The organism is Acerihabitans sp. TG2 (assembly GCF_035013185.1).
GTDB lineage: Bacteria > Pseudomonadota > Gammaproteobacteria > Enterobacterales > Enterobacteriaceae > Acerihabitans.
The window spans coordinates 44,186-60,960 of the sequence record NZ_JAYGJO010000004.1 but is presented as its reverse complement, the minus strand read 5'-3'; the positions used below and the strand labels follow the sequence as shown (position 1 = coordinate 60,960).

Genomic DNA, 16,775 nt, shown 5'->3' with positions numbered 1-16,775 from the left:
TCATGCTAACGTACCGAGAAATTGAGACAATATCAGCATCAACTGCTGGAGTAGAGTAAAAATTATTAATTATTCTGGGCGCGACTTTTAGTATAGCTTCTTAAAAATAGGGGATCTGCCAATATCTCTCGTGGGAGTATACTGAAGAGAGGCAGCGGTAAGGTTTTGGCACAATCAAAAAATTTTGCTATAAATCTATCATTTGTGTCGCTGCAATTGCTTTATTTTGACAAATATTTCCTACACTTATTATTGTTAGCAAATATGTTTTATAACGTCGCTCCGTTCTCGGTAACATGCATTTTTTGGGGTGGGCTTAATCAGCCTTGGGGGTTAGCCGTCAGGACGCATCATTCGCTGAAAAAAATGATATTTTGTTTCAGTGATGACTTGCGTCGCCGGGGGGGGTTTATGATTAACACTGTCGCGTTGTTATGGGCTTTATGTGTCGTCTGCGCCATCAATATGGCGCGCTATTACTCCTCATTAAGGGCTTTGCTCATTGTGCTGCGTGGGTGCGATCCGTTACTTTATCAATATGTTGATGGCAGCGGTTTTTTTACCTCCCACGGACAACCCAGCAAACAATTGCGATTGGTGCGTTATATCTACGCCCAACGTTACCTTGATCATCATGATCCGGAATTTATTCGCCGTTGTGAACGGGTGCGCGGGCAGTTTATGTTAACCAGCGCGTTATGTGGTTTGATCGTCGTGAGTTTGGTGGCGTTGGTTATCTGGCATTAAGCCTATACCTGCGATACGTTGCGTTGCAGATGTGTGGGTTTTCTGCCCAGTGGACTATTTAGGGTATAAAAAAGGCGACCAACGGGTCGCCTGTGTAAAATGGCTACCGGGGGCGTTAAATCAGTTTTAGCGCCACCCAGTACAGGCTACCTGATAATACGATCGCTACCGGTAGGGTAAGCACCCACGCCAGTAGGATATTCTGCACCGTTTTGCCCTGTACCCCGCCGCCGTCCACCAGCATGGTGCCCGCCACTGCAGAGGACAGTACGTGGGTGGTGGATACTGGCATGCCGGTATAACTGGCAGCGCTAATCGAAACGGCGGCGGTCACCTGCGCGGATAATCCCTGCGCATAGGTCATGCCTTTTTTGCCGATCTTCTCACCAATGGTGGTGGCGACCCGACGCCAACCTATCATGGTGCCTAATGATAACGCAACGGCGACTGCAACGATGATCCACAACGGCGCATATTCAACGGTTGCCAGCAGATCCTTGCGCAAATTATTCATGAACCGTTGAGCCTCATGAGAGGTTTCCGGCAGTTTAGCCACCTGGTCCGCTGTATCGGCGATACACATCAGCAAACGCCGCACGTGGGAGCGTTCAAAGGGTGAGAGCGCGTCAAAGCTTTGCAGATTATCAAGCAGCTTCATGGCCTGATTAATGGCTATCATCGCGCGTGAACTGTCGCAATAGAATTCAGTGGAGCCGGTCGAGTCGGGGTTGGTATTGGGCGCAGGTATTATCGGTGGCTCGATTTCCACCACCTCTGGTAGTGCCATCTGATGTTGCAGATAATATTGCTGCAGGTTACTGATGGCATCCCGCGTACGGGCGATATCGTAACCCGTTGAGCTCATATTGACCACGAATCCCGCCGGTGCCACGCCAATAAGCACCAGCATAATCAGGCCGATACCTTTTTGTCCATCATTGGCGCCGTGGGCAAAACTTACCCCGGCCGCGGATAAAATCAGCGCGGTTCGCGTCCAAAACGGAGGTTTGCGCTTACCGTCTTTTTTTTCCCGTTCCGCCGGGGTCAGATGGATGCGTTGCCGTTTGGGGGTATCGCTCCAATAACGCCGCAGCAGGAACACCAGGCCACCCGCGACGACCAGGCCCACCACCGGAGAAATGATCAATGAAAGAAATACTTCAATCAGTTTCGGTATATTGAGCGCATCCAACACGGATGTGTCGGTCACCATTGCATTGGTCAGGCCGATACCGATGATAGCGCCGATCAGGGTGTGAGAGCTGGAGGCAGGTAAACCAAAGTACCAGGTACCCAGGTTCCAAATAATGGCCGCCAACAGCATAGAAAACATCATCGCCAGTCCATGGGTGGAATTGACGTTCAGCAGTAAGTTAACCGGCAGCAGATGAACAATGGCATAAGCCACACTTAGGCCGCCGAGTAGCACACCAAGAAAATTGAAGATGCCCGACATGCCTACTGCCAGTTGGGAACGCAGGGCGCGGGTATAAATTACGGTTGCTACCGCATTGGCCGTATCATGAAAGCCATTAATAGCCTCATAAACCAACACAAATATTAATGCGAGCACCAACATAAGACCGGTATGGAACTCCAGGCCGGTAAATAGATGTAGCATAGGGTTACGCCATTGATTGGACATGAACGGGGCGCATTATCTGCGACAATAGGCCCGGGGGAAAAGGGAAATATGACATTTTTATGACTTTTTTATAGGAACTACCTCCTTGACCAGCATTTTTTATGCTTTAAATCATAAGGATATCTATTTTTACGGTTTTTATCATTCGGTTACGTTGGCTTAACGCATCCTTGCCCATTACAATCAGCTGCCACCGGGCATACGTTTACCGGCCGGCCCGTTGTTTTTGCTCGGCTAAATTTTCGGTTAAAGAGAGAGAGGCAGCTTGGAACAGTACGATGTGGTGGTGATCGGCGCCGGTGCCGCTGGCATGTTTTGCGCCGCGCAGGCCGGGCAACTAGGGCTGAGGGTTTTGCTGCTGGATAATGGTAAAAAACCGGGGCGCAAAATTCTCATGTCCGGTGGTGGCCGCTGCAATTTCACCAATCTCCATGTCGAGCCTGCGGCTTTTCTCTCGCAAAATCCGCATTTCTGTAAATCCGCGTTATCGCGCTATACCCAATGGGATTTTATCGCATTGATGCAGCGCCATGGCATTGCCTACCATGAAAAGACCCTGGGCCAGCTGTTTTGTGACGACTCCGCGCAACAGGTCGTGGACATGCTGCTTAAGGAGTGTCAACTGGGGCAGGTCACGCTGCGCGTGCGCAGTGAGGTTGACGCCGTTGTACGGCAAGGCGACGAGTTTATGTTGACGCTGCCTGGGGGAACGATTAAAACGGCGGCCCTGGTGATTGCCACCGGTGGGCTGTCGATGCCGGGTCTTGGCGCCACGCCCTTTGGTTATAAAATTGCCGGGCAATTTGGTGTCCCGGTGATCCCCACCCGTGCGGCCCTGGTGCCGGTGACGTTACATAAACCCTTGCTTGAGCAGGTCAGCGCGCTGTCCGGTATTGGCGTGCCAGCACTGGTCAGCGCGGAAAACGGCACCATGTTCCGGGAAAATATATTGTTTACCCATCGCGGCTTGTCCGGGCCGGCTGTCTTGCAAATTTCCAGCTTCTGGCAAAGTGGCGAACATTTAACCATCAACCTGTTGCCGGATATCGATCTCGCCGTTTTCCTGGCACAGGAGCTGTGCGATCACCCCAATCAAAGCCTTAAAAATACGCTGGCAAAACTCTTACCACGCCGGTTTGTTGAAATGTGGTTTACCCTGTTATCAATTCCGGAGCCGACCCTTAAGCAACTGACACGACGCCAGCAAACCGATTGGGTGATGGCCCTACAGCAATGGCGGATTCAGCCGAACGGCACCGAGGGCTACCGCACTGCCGAAGTGACTCAGGGCGGTGTGGATACCCGCCTATTATCCTCCAAGACCATGGAATGCCAGCGCGTGCCAGGACTCTATTTTATTGGCGAAGTGGTGGATGTGATCGGTTGGCTGGGCGGTTATAACTTCCAATGGGCCTGGAGTTCGGCCTGGGCCTGCGCGCAGGCGTTGGGTGCTGTGCAGCGGCAATAACGCGTGCCAGTAAGATTTTCCTAGACTACATTTGGGTTATTAGCAGGTTCAGGATAATCCCCCCATAAAGCGGGAGACTCGTTAGGTAGAATCGTGTCGTAATATGATTTGCCTATCATCAGGATGCAGGTTTGGCCCATTCTCATGTCCGCACCCGCCATGGCGTCATGAAGACGCTGCAGTGTCCGGAAGTCCACGCACCTGAATCGGCTCCTTGACGGCATTGGCGGCGAGCAGGCGTTGAAGCGCGGAGATTGCAGTATCGGTGAGTTCATGGCCCTTGGAGAGCACCATCAAACCGTTGGTGGTGAGGATATCTTCATCTACCACCCAGCCAGGCATCAATTCGCTAAAGTGTGCCGTGCGCACGCCAGCCACGTTAGCGCGAAAATCAGCCAAGGCTTTGATGATGTCCTCAGGGATTGCCGGCTGCACCGCGCGCAGGATTTCCCACGGACGTTCCAGACTCCGTCCCCGGGCCGCGTGGCGCTCTAGTTCGAGGGTGGCGCGCAAGAGATGAGCGCCGCGGATGACCTCTATGGGTGCGCCGGGCGAGGCCGCCTTGGCCTGGTGGCGGATGATTTCGGCCACCAGACCAAGGCGGGGGATGCGTTCCACCAATCGGCCGGCGACATCCGGGTGTTCCTGAATGAGTTTCTTCTCGTCCTGCGAGAGTTTTCGCTGGGCCACGTCGGCCTGGATGATGTCGGCGGGGACGCCAACGCAGCCAATCTGGCTCAATGACGCGGCGATGGTATATATCCATTCATCAGGCCACCCCAGCTTGGGTAGCGCGTGGAGCACACCGGACTGAGCGAAAGCCGACCGCTGAAAAGCCCATGGCGCAACCATGGCGAGCACTTCAGTCAACGTTTTGACCGATGCGGTGAGGGTCGTTGCCAGCAATTCCTTTTCCGCGCAAATGAGACGGTGTTGACTGACTGCGTCGTTAAGCGCCGAAACCAGTTCCTGCTTGGGACAAGGTTTGCAAAGGTAGCGGAAGATAGCCCCCTTGTTGATGGCCGCGATGGAGGATTCCAGATCGGCCTGCCCAGTGAGGAGGACACGCACGCTGTCGGGTGAGACTTCCCGCACTTTGGATAGGAAAGTGGCACCGTCCATACCTGGCATGCGCATGTCGGACATGATCACGGCAAAATGCTCGCCCCGGGAAACCGCCTCCAAGCCGGCTTCACCACTGAGCGCCACCACTACGTCAAATTCGTCAAAGAGGTTTCGCTCCATCGCAGCAAGCACATTAGGTTCATCGTCTACGCACAGTACCCGGGGTAAGGCGGTTTCAGTCATCAAGAGTTTCCTGCGTGTGGGCGAGCATCTGCTGCCACAGGGGCAGTTGGTTCAGCACGCCAGTGTGTTCGAGATAGTCCATGTCGAGGACACCGTTGTTGGCGAGAGCGACCGCGACATGCACGGCACCGATCACGCCGAAGGTTTTATCCGCGCAACAGGAGGGCTGCACGTGATGTGCCACGGCTTCCACAATGTCCATGGGCAAACCCCACAAGGCGAGTAAGTACGCGCCGACTGCGGCGTGTAAGGGGGTATTGCCGCGCGTTGTGGTTGTCTCGGTGTCGGAATCCCTCAGTTCGGGAATAAGCCGAGCAATGTTGGCGAGTAGGGCCGCAGTCGGTTCCAGTCCCTGGTGGCCGGAAATGCGGGCGGCCAGGGTAGATGCGAGCAGGGCATTGCGTTGCAACCGGTCTACATAGGGGTCTGTCTTTGCGTCCGCAAACACCTGAGAAGCCAGCACGAGCAGTTTCACCTGATCCAGACCCAACCGGGTGATGGCGTTTACGACGTCATGAACGTGACTACCCCGGGTGAAATAAGCCGAATTTGCCAGTTGCATAATCTTGGCACTCAGGGCTGGGTCACTGCCTAGAAGCTCGGCGATATGTCGGGTATCGTTGCTGGGATCGGCAAGGAGGCGGCATACTTCGGTGAACACTTTGGGCGCGGCAGGGAGTCGGCTGATGCGGCCCACGGCCTCGACCACGATGGGGTCTTGGAACATGTCGCGCAGGGCCAGAGCGTTTGCTACCATCGTCAGCAGCACCGAGCTGTCGCAGGGTTTGGCGACAAACCGGTGAGCCACGTCCACCATACGCAAGGTGGCGCTGGGCTCAGAGTAGCCGGACAGGATGATCCTTATGGTGCTAGGCCAACGGTTGCGTACCTGCGTCAGCAATTCAGCGCCATCCATGAAGGGCATGCGCATGTCGGATATCACCACGTCGGCCGGTTCGTCCTCCAGCATCGCAAGGGCTTCCTGACCACTTGTGGCGAAGCGGCATTCCCATTCGTTGTCTTGCATCATGAGAGCCCGCTCAATACCGGAGAGCACCCGACTTTCGTCATCGACGAACATCACTTGCATGCAGGTTCCTCTTCTTTATCGCAGTGGAGGGGCAGTTGCATGATGAACGTCGTGCCCACGCCTTCTTGCGACTCGCAACGGATCTGCCCATCATGTTTGTCCACCACGGTCGAATAGACAATAGCGAGACCTTGGCCCGTACCTTTGCCTACGGCTTTGGTCGTGAAGAAAGGTTCGAAGATACGGTCGCGGATCCCCACTGGAATGCCACCTCCGTCGTCTTCGACCCGGATTTCCATATACGCGCCGTTTTGCGCTGCGGATACGATAATGCGGCCTTTCTCCTTGACGCCTTCCTTGATGGTGTCTGCGATGGCGTGGGCGGCGTTCACGACCAGGTTGAGAATGACTTGGCCGAGTATGTCGCGCAGACACGGCAGTTGCGGCAAGTTGTCCTCAAAGTGGGTCTCAAGTTCTGCCACGTATTTCCATTCGTTGCGGGCCACGGTCACCGTCGTGTTGATAACTTCGCGTACATCCACCCATTCTTTCTCGCTTTGGGCGGGGTGGGAGAATTCCTTCATGGCGCCGACGATCTTGGCAATATGGCCAAGGCCCTCCAGTGATTCGTCTAAGGCGCTTGGGATCTGATGGCGTAGGAATTCCACTTTAGTGCGTTTAATGACCGCGTCGAATTCGGCCACGACGGGCTCTGCGGCCATTTTCCCCCGCGCGACCTCGGCCAGTGCCAGGGCGGCGTCCAACAGGGTTATTAGAGCAACGGTGGCGGTCTTAACGAAACCCACATTATCGCAGACGTACTGGGTTGGCGTGTTGATCTCGTGGGCAATGCCGGCGGCGAGTTGACCGATGGACTCCATCTTCTGAGCCTGAAGCAACTGAGCTTGGGTTAAACGTAACTCGGCCAGCGCTTTTTCTAACTCATGCCGTTCGTTTTGCAACTCTAGTGTCTTGCGGGCAACCACCTTCTCCAGGCCCATATTTTGCTCCAGGATAGCAAAAGGCGTAGCGTTGCCCGGCCTCGCCTCTTGTGCGATGCGTCGCTTGAGTACCTCAATGGTCTTATCCCGGGCGGCGAGCTTGCGCTCGTATTCGGCGGCAGATGTTTCGAGCAAGGTTTCTTCAGGCAATGCGTGGTCCTCCAATGGCGACGCCCGTGAACGTTTGATTCACGTGCAATCCGTTGTATTGCTCGCCGTAGGTGGAAAAACCCACTACCCGGTTGTGTTTCATTATGCCGCCGATCTGCTGCTCAAGCCCTTCCTGTTCGAACTGGATACGGCGCAGGATGCAATCGCAGCCGATGATTACCGCAGGCTCAGGAATGGTCTCATGAACCTTGGCAAAGGCCTGCTCTAAGGTTCGCACGGGATCCTTTGCTTTGCCGATGGCGACGATCAATCCTTCCTCGATGGCGCAATAGCACGTGAGGGAGAAGTCTTCGTTCCATTTCAGGATGGAACGGACGTAGGGCTCATCGCCGAAGGAGAGCACCAGCGGGTTGCGGGAGAATACGGTCGGCGTCAATTCGTCCACCGTGAGGCCCAAGGCTTGTGCGTAAACCTGAGCGGCAGGTTCGCCGTTTATCTCCAAGATGAGTCGCTTCTCTGGATCGGCCTCGGTGATGACCAACTCCACCCCGCCGGCCTCGAAATGCTGGACCTTAAAAGTGGTGATGGGCGAATGGGTCTCAACGACGGCGAATATCGCGGCGTCGGAAATAAACTGCCCATTTCCATCATAAACATAGGTCTTTTCGAAACGCAGGTCATCGCCAGCGGAACCACCGATGATGGGAACATTACCAATCTGCTGGTAAAGGTTCGCGACCAGGCGTTCTTCGGCCATAGAAAGGCCGTCTACCAGCAGCAGACCGAAGCGTTGCAGGTTCGGTCTGACCTCACTGTCGTGACGAATGGCTTCGGCAATGTCGGCCACTACTGCGGTGTGGTTGAGTAAAGGGTGAATCATGAAGGCGCGGGTGCGGAAGTTTTCGCCCAATCCAAGACCCAATAGTCCAGAGTGCTGGAAACCTTCGGTGCCAATTTGCCCAGAGGAGGTGCAACCTATGCAAGGGCAGGAGAACGCGTTCTTCAACTCCCGACCCAAAACATCCAGATCGTAGTCTGGAGAGCAGAAAAAAATGACGGTATCAATGCCTTCATGGCCAATCTGGCTAGCAAACTCGGCGACAGCCTGGACCGGATTCGGTGATTCGCTACTGGCATATTTGGGTTGGATATTCACGACAAGTTCTCCTGATGTTAAGTAGAAGCTTTCGTCTGCGATCCTGCGTTTGTTCGATTGAAAATTTTGTACGTTATTCTGATGCGAAGAGATTAGGTGCTTGTGTCGCAAATAGCAAATATGTAGACTTTTATTTTGTCGATGTACCCCGTAAACCTGCTAACGCCAATAGTTATGTTGTATTTCACCGAATGCGTATTGACAGCACTTATTATCCCGGCACAGGGCGGTGTTAATAGGGACGAAAACCTGCTATATAATGAATTATACACATTCTCGATAATTAAAAATATAAAGGTTTCATATGGTTAACCCTAAGGATATCACCATGACTGCTGAGGAATGCAGACATTTTCTCAGCAGTTATTCTTTTGGCTCGCTGATCACTGCGGATCTTCAAATCAGCCACGTTCCCTTTATTTTTGCACAAGAGAATATTGTAGAGATTCATCTGGCATCAGGTCATCCACAATTGACTTCACTAAAGGGCGAAATGTGCCTGCTGAATGTCTTAGGCCCTCATGCGTTTATTCCAACACATTATTACCTCACCAAACCAGCAGTACCGACGTGGAACTATGCTTCGGTGAACCTCAAAGGGATCGCTACGCTGATGTCTTCCCAACAACTGAGCTTGTCGCTGGATAAAATGCTGGGGGTGTATCAGCCAGAACTTATTCAGGATAAGCAAACTCTTCCCGATGAATTCAGACAAAAACTGATGTCTGCTATTACTGGCGTAAAGATCGACTTGAGAGAAATGAATGGGAAACTTAAGCTAGGGCAGCACCGCTCTGCGGCAGACCAAGGCAATGTATTCGAACAACTGGCTAAAGGATCAGAAGAAAATCGATGTTATGCCCGTTTTGCTCAGGACTGGTTGGCCACCTACCGCCCCTCGGTGCTAATAACGGATCCCGCAGCTCGGTGATTTATCCAATACTGTATGGGGGGCTGAAAGAGTGAATAATGGATGGCACTTAATCGCGCCATAGCATGTCCATTGGCACCGCCAATCCATTTGGGACATGTTTTAGCGGCAGTATATTATTGCCGGTATAAAGCATGATGCCACCCTGCCAATCACTGCCGGCCTGTTGCGCTAGATGGGCCAGTCCTGCTCCGTCTTTGGCCTGAATGCTGGCCGCTTTTTTAACTTCAACCCCCCAAACATAGCGACCTTGCTCAATCACTAAATCAACTTCTATTTGATCTTTGTCGCGATAATGGGAAAACCGCAGTTCGTTATCAACCCATCCCGACTGGCAAATCAATTGCTGTACTACGAAGCTTTCCAGCATCCCACCAAATGCGTCGCTTTGATTATGCCAATCTCCTGTTTTCAGGTTACGCAGCGCGCAGGCTAAACCAGAATCTATCATATGGATCTTTGCTGCTTTCACTAACCGTTTGGCGTGGTTTTTATGCCAAGCCGGTAGGCGCCGCACCAAAAATAACTGCTCAAGTATAGTCAGGTATTTATCCACGGTCTCCCGTTGCACCCCCAGGTCTTTTGCCAAGCCGCTTAGATTAAGTAAATTACCGGTCCGAAGGGAGAACAGCTCGATAAGACGGCGTAATTCATTGCCATCGCGGATGTTGGCAATATCTTTAACGTCACGTTGGATAATGGCATTGAGGTACTGTCTATACCATTGACGGGCTCGATCCGGCGTACGGGTGTTAGGCTCAGGATAACCGCCGCTAATCACGGCTTCTGCCACGTTCTGGATCTGCCTTTGTTGACCTTGGATTTTTGCCGTTATTTCGCCGTCGATAAGCCTTTGTAGCAATGATTTATTGGTGTGCTGTTTTTCTTGCTCCGATAGTGGTTGCAGATAAATCACTTCCATACGGCCGGCTAGCGATTCCTGCACGCCTGGTAACAGCAGGAGATTGGCCGACCCGGTAAGAATGAATCGACCTGGTTGGCGATTGGCGTCGATGGCACCTTTAAGCGCGGGCATGAGTTCCGGTACCCGTTGTACCTCATCCAGGATCACTCGCTCGGGTAGCCCCTGGATAAAACCGGTTGGATCTAGCCTTGCTGCATTGAGCAGCGTTGAATCATCAAGGCTAATATAGCCTCTGGCAGGATCAATCCTCTTCGCAAGTGTGGTCTTACCTACCTGGCGTGGCCCCAGCAGGCAAACGGCGGGCGTATCTTGTAATGCTTCGAGAATCTGGGGCGTCAATAAGCGTGGATGTATCGATAAGTCGGTCATGGCAAGTCCGCGTTCTTCACCTGAGTAAGGTGGTTTCTCCGGTTATTTACGGGTTATTATAGCGGCTAATTGCTGGTTATAGTAGCGTCTAATTGCTGGTTAACTCTCCGTCCAATTGCTGGTTAACTTTCCGTCTAATTGCTGGTTAACTTTCCGTCCAATTGCTGGTTAACTCTCCGTCCAATTGCTGGTTATGCTAGCGTAACCTTGTTGCTTAAATTGATCGACGTCGCGGGCTGTCATTGCGAGGACGTATGGGGAATCAGGTTCAGTGTTGGCCTTGACAGGTTCAGCCGGAAGTCGATTGTTTAACAGATTGTTTTTTGTTTTATTTGTCTGTATAAATAAACAGTTATTAGTTTTATCTATCTTTGTTTAGGCGATAAAAAAGTTTATTATTCTTTTAATAACAATATGTTAATAAGGGGATCACATGAGTATAAAATTTGTTAGTAAAGCCTCTCTGCCTATCACGGGAATACGGGTTACCGGCCCTTATGCCGAGTCTATTCCGTTGGGTTTCGACGCGCTTTCCCGTTGGGTTGAGCGTCATGCTATCGACGCCAAGGATTGGGTGGCGCTATATTGGGACGATCCCTCCCAAGTGGCGCCTCAAGCGTTGCGGGCTGACGTAGCGGTGGGCTTCCCCGCGGAGGCGGTACTGCCTGAAGATAGTGCGGTGACGATGGTTAAACAAACGATTCCGGGGGGATTATTTGCTGTCTATCACACCAAGGTGACCAAGGACAATTTCTCTCAAGCGTGGGAAGATTTTTATACGGCGTTGGCAGGTAGTGAATATCACCCGGTGAAAGGGGCGTGCTTTGAACGCTATTTAGATGATGGTCGTTCCGGAACCTATGAGATTGAGATTTATCAGTCGATTGCGAAAAACGATTGATCCACCTCGCCCGGTGGGTCGCTCCCCCGTGGTATAAGTTGTTCCAGGGGGAGGGCCGACCGTTGATGCATTACCGCGGGCATTAGCGGCGTGGTTTTACCACCATGCTGATCCCTGCCAGGATGGTCAGTCCGATAGCAAAATAACCTACGCCAAGCCAGCCACTTTTTTGCCAGGCCATCATTGCCCCCATCGATCCCAGAGTGCCACCAAGGAACATGCCGCCCATAAACAGCGTATTTACCCGGCCCTTGGCCTCTTCACGTAAACCATAAATTACATGCTGGTTGGCAATAAGCGCGCTTTGCACACCAAGGTCGAGCAATACCACTCCCAGCGTCAGACCTACTAGCGACGTCCAACCGATAAACAACAGCCAGGCAGCCAGGGTCAGCGAGACACCCAGAATAATCACGGGCCTGCCGCCGATGCGGTCGGCCAGCCTACCGGCGGCGGGAGCAGCGAACACGCCCACCGCGCCGACGATGCCGAATAACCCGGCAATGCTGGAACCTAAGTGATAAACCGAGTGATCCAAATAAAGAGCCAATATGGTCCAAAAAGCACTGAATGAGGCGAACAGCGCTGCCTGGGTTAGTGTCGCCTGCCGTAGCTGAGGTTCTTCACGCCACAAATGTACCATCGATGCCATCAGCGCTGGATAACGCAAGGTGATCTGTTGTGGCGCTGTGGCCTTAGGCAGCATTCGTGCCATTATAATGGCACCCAGCAACGCTAGCGGCACGCCTAGTAAAAACATGGCGCGCCAGCCAGCATAGGCAGCCACCAGACCGGCCAAGGTTCTGCTGAGTAAAATTCCGCTCAGCAGCCCGCTCATGACGCTGCCCACCACCGCACCACGCCGGGCAGGACTGGCCAGGGAGGCTGCCACCGGCACGATCTGTTGTGCTGCCGTGGCGCCGATACCCAATAACAACGACGCTGCCAATAGCGCCCAGCCGGTAGGCGCTACCGCCGCCAGCAGCGACGCGAGCGCTAGCATCATAAACTGCGCCACGATAAGCGTACGGCGTTCAAACAGATCACCCAAAGGAACCAGCAGCAACAATCCGGCAGCATAGCCTAACTGCGTCACTGTCGGGACCAGCGCCGGACCAAACTGGCTGGGAAAGCTGGCCGATATCACCACCATCATGGGTTGATTGTAATAAATATTCGACACGGCGATGCCGCAGGCCGCCGCCATGGAAAAGATCAGCGATGGACTAATAATGCCGGTTTGGCGTTGAGGTATGCTGGCTATACTTGACATTTTTTTCCCGCTTGATGAGGTGCCGTCACCACGACGGACGGCCGATAGGGCTAAGCATAAGGCGAGGGTGCCTCGGCCGGAAGGCCGCGTGTAACTATAGCTTTTATTCCTTCGAGGAATAATTGGTGGTTTAAGCCGAAGCTGTGCCGAAAATCTGGGCAAAATAGTCGACAAAAGCACGGGCTTTAGCGCTGGCCAGGTGGCCGGTGGGGAAAATGGCCCAAAGATCCATGGTCGGCATTTGCCATTGGTTAAGCACCGTCACGACGTCGCCACTGGCCACCTCGGGCTCGAACATCCACTGCGAGGCCATGGCCAGCCCCAGCCCGGAGAGCACAACGGTGCGGATGCCTTCAGCGGCGGAGACCTGTATCCGGCCTTGTGCATTGATCACCCGCTGCTCTTGTGCGCGGTTAAACACCCATCGGGCACCGCCGCCCCGGCTTTGGGTATATACCACCGCCTGATGGTTTAGCAGATCCTCCGGGGTTTGTGGTTCGCCATAACGGGCAAAATAAGCCGGTGTGCCCACGATAACCAGGCGCCGTGTGCACAGCTTACGTGCCACCAGGCTGGAATCATTTAACGCACCCAAGCGCAGTGCCACGTCGATCCCCTCGGCCACCAAATCGATATGGCGGTCGTCAAGAACCACATCGATGATCAGCTTGGGGTGTGCGTCCAGAAACGGCCCCAACTGTGGCAGGATATGCATTCGGGCGAAGGTCACCGGCGCACACAGACGTAATCGCCCGGTTAATCCGCTGCCCGAGCCGCGCGCGGCCACCTCTGCCTCGTTGATATCTTCGATGGCTCGTTTGGCGCGTTGATAAAACGTTTCTCCTGCTTCGGTGGGGGTAAGCCCGCGCGTTGAGCGAATCAACAGCCTGACACCCAGACGCTCCTCAAGCTGCGCAATCGTTTTGGAAACAGCCGGCTGACCAATATTGAGCCGTCGCGCAGCGGCGGAAAACGAGCCGGTTTCCAGAACATAGACAAATGTTTCCATTGCGGCGAGTCGATCCACAATATGCCTCCGGGGAATAACGTCTGGTCCACAGTGTAACCAGCCAATGCAGATCGCGGCAAAAACAATTATTAGATGTTCAGGCCCGATATTATCCCGCTTGCCACACGCCGTTGCTTTTGCTGCTGGTTATGCTCAAGCATCTCCGGTCGCATGACGTTTAGTGCCCCGGTAGGGCACATTTCCACACAGGCCGGGCCTTGGCTGCGCCCGCTGCACATGTCACATTTTAGTGCCGTGGCATAATGGGCTGCAGGACGCGTATCCGCGACGGCCGTGCCGATGATGCTAACGCTTATCATGCCAAACGGGCATGCCAAGGTGCAGGCTTTGCAACCAATGCATAAGGACTGCCGCACCTGGACACTGTTTTGTTGATAAACAATCGCTCCCGCCGGACAGGCATTGGCACAAGGTGCATTTTCACACTGCCGGCACAATACCGGCATGGTGATCATGGCGGTTTTTACCACCTTAAGCCTGGGGCTAAATGTCGCCGGCGAGACTGTCCTCTCCGGGCTATGTGCTGTTGCACAGGCAATCTCGCAGGTGCGACAACCGATGCATTGCGTACTGTCGACGACGATAAACTGATTCATTTTCGCTCCCCGCCGGCGTTATAACACATTCAGATAACAGCTGATGCTTTCCGCCGCTTTGCGGCCCTCGGCAATGGCAGTCACAATCAGATCGGCACCACGGACAATATCTCCGCCGGCAAATATCTTGGCATTGCTGGTCTGGTAAGGATAGCCCGATACCGTCGGCGCCACGACCCGCCCCTGTTTATCCAGTACCACATTGTGATCGGCCAGCCAGGTCATGCGATGTGGACGGAAACCAAAGGCCATGATCACCGCGTCGGCGGTTATCATATGCTCTGAACCGGGTATGGCCACCGCCTGACGACGCCCATTTTCGTCAGGTTCACCCATGGCGGTACTGACCATGGTCACCCCGATGACGTGGCCTTCAGGCGACGTCTCGATGCGTTGCGGCAGTTGATTGAACATAAACTCTGCTCCTTCTTCGCGAGCGTTTTTCACCTCACGTTTGGAGCCGGGCATGGTTTTCTCATCGCGACGGTAGGCGCAGATCACCCGCGTGGCACCGTGGCGCAGCGAGGTCCGCACGCAGTCCATGGCAGTGTCGCCGCCGCCCAGCACCAGCACGGTTTTGTCCTGCATACTGACATAAGTATGTTCGTCGGAATCTGGATAACCCATCAGATGACGCGTATTGGCGATCAGGAAGGGCAGGGCATCAAGTACCCCTTCCGCCTGCTCATTCTCTAGTCCTGAACGCATCGATTGGTAAGTGCCAACCCCTAAAAACAGGGCATCGAACTCGCTGAGCAATTGTTCCATAGTGATATCACGTCCAATCTCGGTATTGAGCCGAAATTCCACGCCCATGGCACTAAAGATCTCCCGCCGCCGGGTCATGACGCTTTTGTCCAGTTTAAAGGCCGGAATGCCAAAGGTGAGCAGTCCGCCAATTTCAGGATAACGGTCGAACACCACCGGCGTTATTCCGTTGCGCACCAAAATATCGGCACAGCCAAGCCCGGCCGGTCCGGCACCGATGACAGCCACCCGTTTGCCGGTAGGAACAACCTGAGACATATCTGGCCGCCATCCCATGGCAAACGCTGTTTCGGTAATATAACGCTCAATATGACCGATAGTCACCGCACCATGGCGCTCGTTGAGCGTGCATGACTGCTCGCATAGCCGGTCTTGAGGACAGACGCGGCCGCAGACTTCCGGCAGGCTGCTGGTTTGGTGGCTGAGTTCAGCCGCTTCAACGATCCGCCCCTGATTAGCCAGTGTGATCCACTGTGGAATTGCGTTATGCAGTGGACAGGTCCATTGGCAAATCGTCTTTTCACCGCAGCTCAGGCAGCGTTCGGACTGTTCGATAATCTGCGTTTCGCTAAACGGCTGGTAGATTTCGGCAAAGCCGGTTTTGCGTAGTTCCAGCGGAATTTTAACCGCCTCTAACCGGGGCGTCCGCGGTAGATCCAGCAAATTGATCCGCGGTTGAGTGCTACGGGCGTTCGGCATGGGTAACTCGCCGAGGGGGCGGGCACCGGCAATCAGATAGCTGGCCGGATCTTTTAGCGCGGCAGCAAAACGTTTTTGCTGTTGCTCCGCGGCAATTTGCTGTTCGTCGACCAACTGCAGCGCCTGTGTCGGGCAAGCGCTAACACAGGCTGGCTGGTAGTCCTGATCGACGCATAAATCACATTTCTGCGCTTCGGTTCTTTCATAAGCTTCCGCCAACCGCTGGCTCGCAGGCTGCACGGTTTCGGTCACCACCGTCATCATGCCAAACGGGCAGGCGATCACGCATCCTTTACAACCGATGCATCGCTCCTGCAACACCTGAATGGAATCGTGGCTCCGGATAATGGCGTCATTAGGACAGGCACTGGCGCAAGGGGCATCTTCACAATGGTGGCAGGATATCGCGATGCTGGCTTTTACGCCTTTGATGACGCGAAGCCTGGGTGTGAAGTCCTCACGTTTACTGGGAAACAGGCCGCCATGGTGGGCGACCACGCAAGCCACTTCACAACTACGGCAGCCAATACAGGCCTCGGATTGTGCAACGATAAAACGATTCATCACTCTTTTCCTGCCGGGGCATGCCCAACGGCGCATCAATGTAGGGAGCTGTTGCTTGGTTTGTGGTCATTCGGTGTACTGCCTAAAAGCCCTATAGTTATAATGGTTACTCTTTCTGCAATGCAATCCTTTTTTTATCCACCCGGAATTTTGTTCTCAGTTATATGAACTCGGCGTGGAGTGCTTGTGCAGGCTGTGAAAAATAACCGTCTAGCTTGGGGTAAATGCCCAATTGCGAAATCATTTTGTGGTC

The 16,775-nt window shown here is 53.7% G+C and carries 14 protein-coding genes; 4 read left to right on the top strand and 10 right to left on the bottom strand.

Translation table 11 applies throughout. The annotated features are described in order from the left end of the window. Nucleotides 1-411 precede the first annotated feature (411 nt). Nucleotides 412-747, top strand: a complete 336-nt coding sequence (uspB, locus tag SJI19_RS04825; protein WP_323477139.1) for a universal stress protein UspB — start codon at nt 412-414, stop codon at nt 745-747. Nucleotides 748-862: 115 nt separating this feature from the next. Here uspB and pitA read toward each other — a convergent pair whose 3' ends face one another. Next, nucleotides 863-2,368, bottom strand: coding sequence for an inorganic phosphate transporter PitA (gene pitA, locus SJI19_RS04820; protein ID WP_323477138.1), 1,506 nt, complete (start codon nt 2,366-2,368; stop codon nt 863-865). 289 nt (nt 2,369-2,657) lie between these two features. Between pitA and SJI19_RS04815 the strand changes: the two genes are divergently transcribed. After that, nucleotides 2,658-3,860 (top strand): NAD(P)/FAD-dependent oxidoreductase, encoded by a 1,203-nt coding sequence (locus SJI19_RS04815; protein WP_323477137.1) that lies wholly within the window; start codon nt 2,658-2,660, stop codon nt 3,858-3,860. 165 nt (nt 3,861-4,025) lie between these two features. On the opposite strand, the gene SJI19_RS04810 is transcribed toward SJI19_RS04815, so the two are convergent. From SJI19_RS04810 to SJI19_RS04795, 4 genes are read right to left on the bottom strand one after another with little or no spacing between them, the layout of a single operon-like run. Beyond that, nucleotides 4,026-5,168 carry a response regulator gene (locus tag SJI19_RS04810; RefSeq protein WP_323477136.1) on the bottom strand — a complete coding sequence of 381 codons (1,143 nt, stop codon included), beginning with the start codon at nt 5,166-5,168 and terminating at the stop codon, nt 4,026-4,028. Next, nucleotides 5,161-6,258, bottom strand: coding sequence for an HDOD domain-containing protein (locus SJI19_RS04805; RefSeq protein WP_323477135.1), 1,098 nt, complete (start codon nt 6,256-6,258; stop codon nt 5,161-5,163). Before SJI19_RS04805 ends, SJI19_RS04810 begins: the two co-directional genes overlap by 8 nt. Then, entirely contained in the window at nt 6,249-7,349 is a 1,101-nt protein-coding gene (locus SJI19_RS04800; RefSeq protein WP_323477134.1) for a sensor histidine kinase, read from the bottom strand. Before SJI19_RS04800 ends, SJI19_RS04805 begins: the two co-directional genes overlap by 10 nt. Then, nucleotides 7,342-8,466 (bottom strand): FIST N-terminal domain-containing protein, encoded by a 1,125-nt coding sequence (locus SJI19_RS04795; protein ID WP_323477133.1) that lies wholly within the window; start codon nt 8,464-8,466, stop codon nt 7,342-7,344. Before SJI19_RS04795 ends, SJI19_RS04800 begins: the two co-directional genes overlap by 8 nt. Nucleotides 8,467-8,794: 328 nt before the next feature. Between SJI19_RS04795 and SJI19_RS04790 the strand changes: the two genes are divergently transcribed. Then, the gene (locus tag SJI19_RS04790; protein ID WP_323477132.1) at nt 8,795-9,397 is read left to right on the top strand and encodes an FMN-binding negative transcriptional regulator; all 603 of its coding nucleotides are present in this window, start codon (nt 8,795-8,797) and stop codon (nt 9,395-9,397) included. 49 nt (nt 9,398-9,446) lie between these two features. Here the strand turns inward: SJI19_RS04790 and SJI19_RS04785 are convergent, their stop codons facing one another. Then, nucleotides 9,447-10,691, bottom strand: coding sequence for an ATP-binding protein (locus SJI19_RS04785; protein WP_323477131.1), 1,245 nt, complete (start codon nt 10,689-10,691; stop codon nt 9,447-9,449). A 433-nt stretch (nt 10,692-11,124) separates the two neighbouring features. Between SJI19_RS04785 and SJI19_RS04780 the strand changes: the two genes are divergently transcribed. Then, nucleotides 11,125-11,592 carry a GyrI-like domain-containing protein gene (locus tag SJI19_RS04780; protein ID WP_323477130.1) on the top strand — a complete coding sequence of 156 codons (468 nt, stop codon included), beginning with the start codon at nt 11,125-11,127 and terminating at the stop codon, nt 11,590-11,592. Nucleotides 11,593-11,674: 82 nt separating this feature from the next. Here the strand turns inward: SJI19_RS04780 and SJI19_RS04775 are convergent, their stop codons facing one another. The 4 genes from SJI19_RS04775 to aegA form a co-directional block, all read right to left on the bottom strand. Further along, nucleotides 11,675-12,865, bottom strand: coding sequence for an MFS transporter (locus SJI19_RS04775; protein WP_323477129.1), 1,191 nt, complete (start codon nt 12,863-12,865; stop codon nt 11,675-11,677). Between the two features lie 130 nt (nt 12,866-12,995). Further along, nucleotides 12,996-13,892: a LysR family transcriptional regulator gene (locus SJI19_RS04770; RefSeq protein ID WP_323477128.1), complete on the bottom strand. Its 897-nt coding sequence runs from the start codon at nt 13,890-13,892 to the stop codon at nt 12,996-12,998. A gap of 71 nt (nt 13,893-13,963) precedes the next feature. After that, on the bottom strand, nt 13,964-14,491 hold the full coding sequence (locus SJI19_RS04765) for a 4Fe-4S dicluster domain-containing protein (protein WP_323477127.1): 528 nt from the start codon (nt 14,489-14,491) through the stop codon (nt 13,964-13,966). A gap of 18 nt (nt 14,492-14,509) precedes the next feature. After that, nucleotides 14,510-16,522 carry a formate-dependent uric acid utilization protein AegA gene (gene aegA, locus SJI19_RS04760; protein ID WP_323477126.1) on the bottom strand — a complete coding sequence of 671 codons (2,013 nt, stop codon included), beginning with the start codon at nt 16,520-16,522 and terminating at the stop codon, nt 14,510-14,512. Nucleotides 16,523-16,775: the final 253 nt, after the last annotated feature.

Excerpts from the sequence above, each read along its gene's own strand:
- uspB (WP_323477139.1), top strand. The coding sequence starts at position 412 with ATGATTAACACTGTCGCGTTGTTATGGGCTTTATGTGTCGTCTGCGCC.
- pitA (WP_323477138.1), bottom strand. The coding sequence starts at position 2,368 with ATGCTACATCTATTTACCGGCCTGGAGTTCCATACCGGTCTTATGTTG.
- SJI19_RS04810 (WP_323477136.1), bottom strand. The coding sequence starts at position 5,168 with ATGACTGAAACCGCCTTACCCCGGGTACTGTGCGTAGACGATGAACCT.
- SJI19_RS04805 (WP_323477135.1), bottom strand. The coding sequence starts at position 6,258 with ATGCAAGTGATGTTCGTCGATGACGAAAGTCGGGTGCTCTCCGGTATT.
- SJI19_RS04790 (WP_323477132.1), top strand. The coding sequence starts at position 8,795 with ATGACTGCTGAGGAATGCAGACATTTTCTCAGCAGTTATTCTTTTGGC.
- SJI19_RS04785 (WP_323477131.1), bottom strand. The coding sequence starts at position 10,691 with ATGACCGACTTATCGATACATCCACGCTTATTGACGCCCCAGATTCTC.
- SJI19_RS04780 (WP_323477130.1), top strand. The coding sequence starts at position 11,125 with ATGAGTATAAAATTTGTTAGTAAAGCCTCTCTGCCTATCACGGGAATA.
- SJI19_RS04775 (WP_323477129.1), bottom strand. The coding sequence starts at position 12,865 with ATGTCAAGTATAGCCAGCATACCTCAACGCCAAACCGGCATTATTAGT.
- SJI19_RS04765 (WP_323477127.1), bottom strand. The coding sequence starts at position 14,491 with ATGAATCAGTTTATCGTCGTCGACAGTACGCAATGCATCGGTTGTCGC.
- aegA (WP_323477126.1), bottom strand. The coding sequence starts at position 16,522 with ATGAATCGTTTTATCGTTGCACAATCCGAGGCCTGTATTGGCTGCCGT.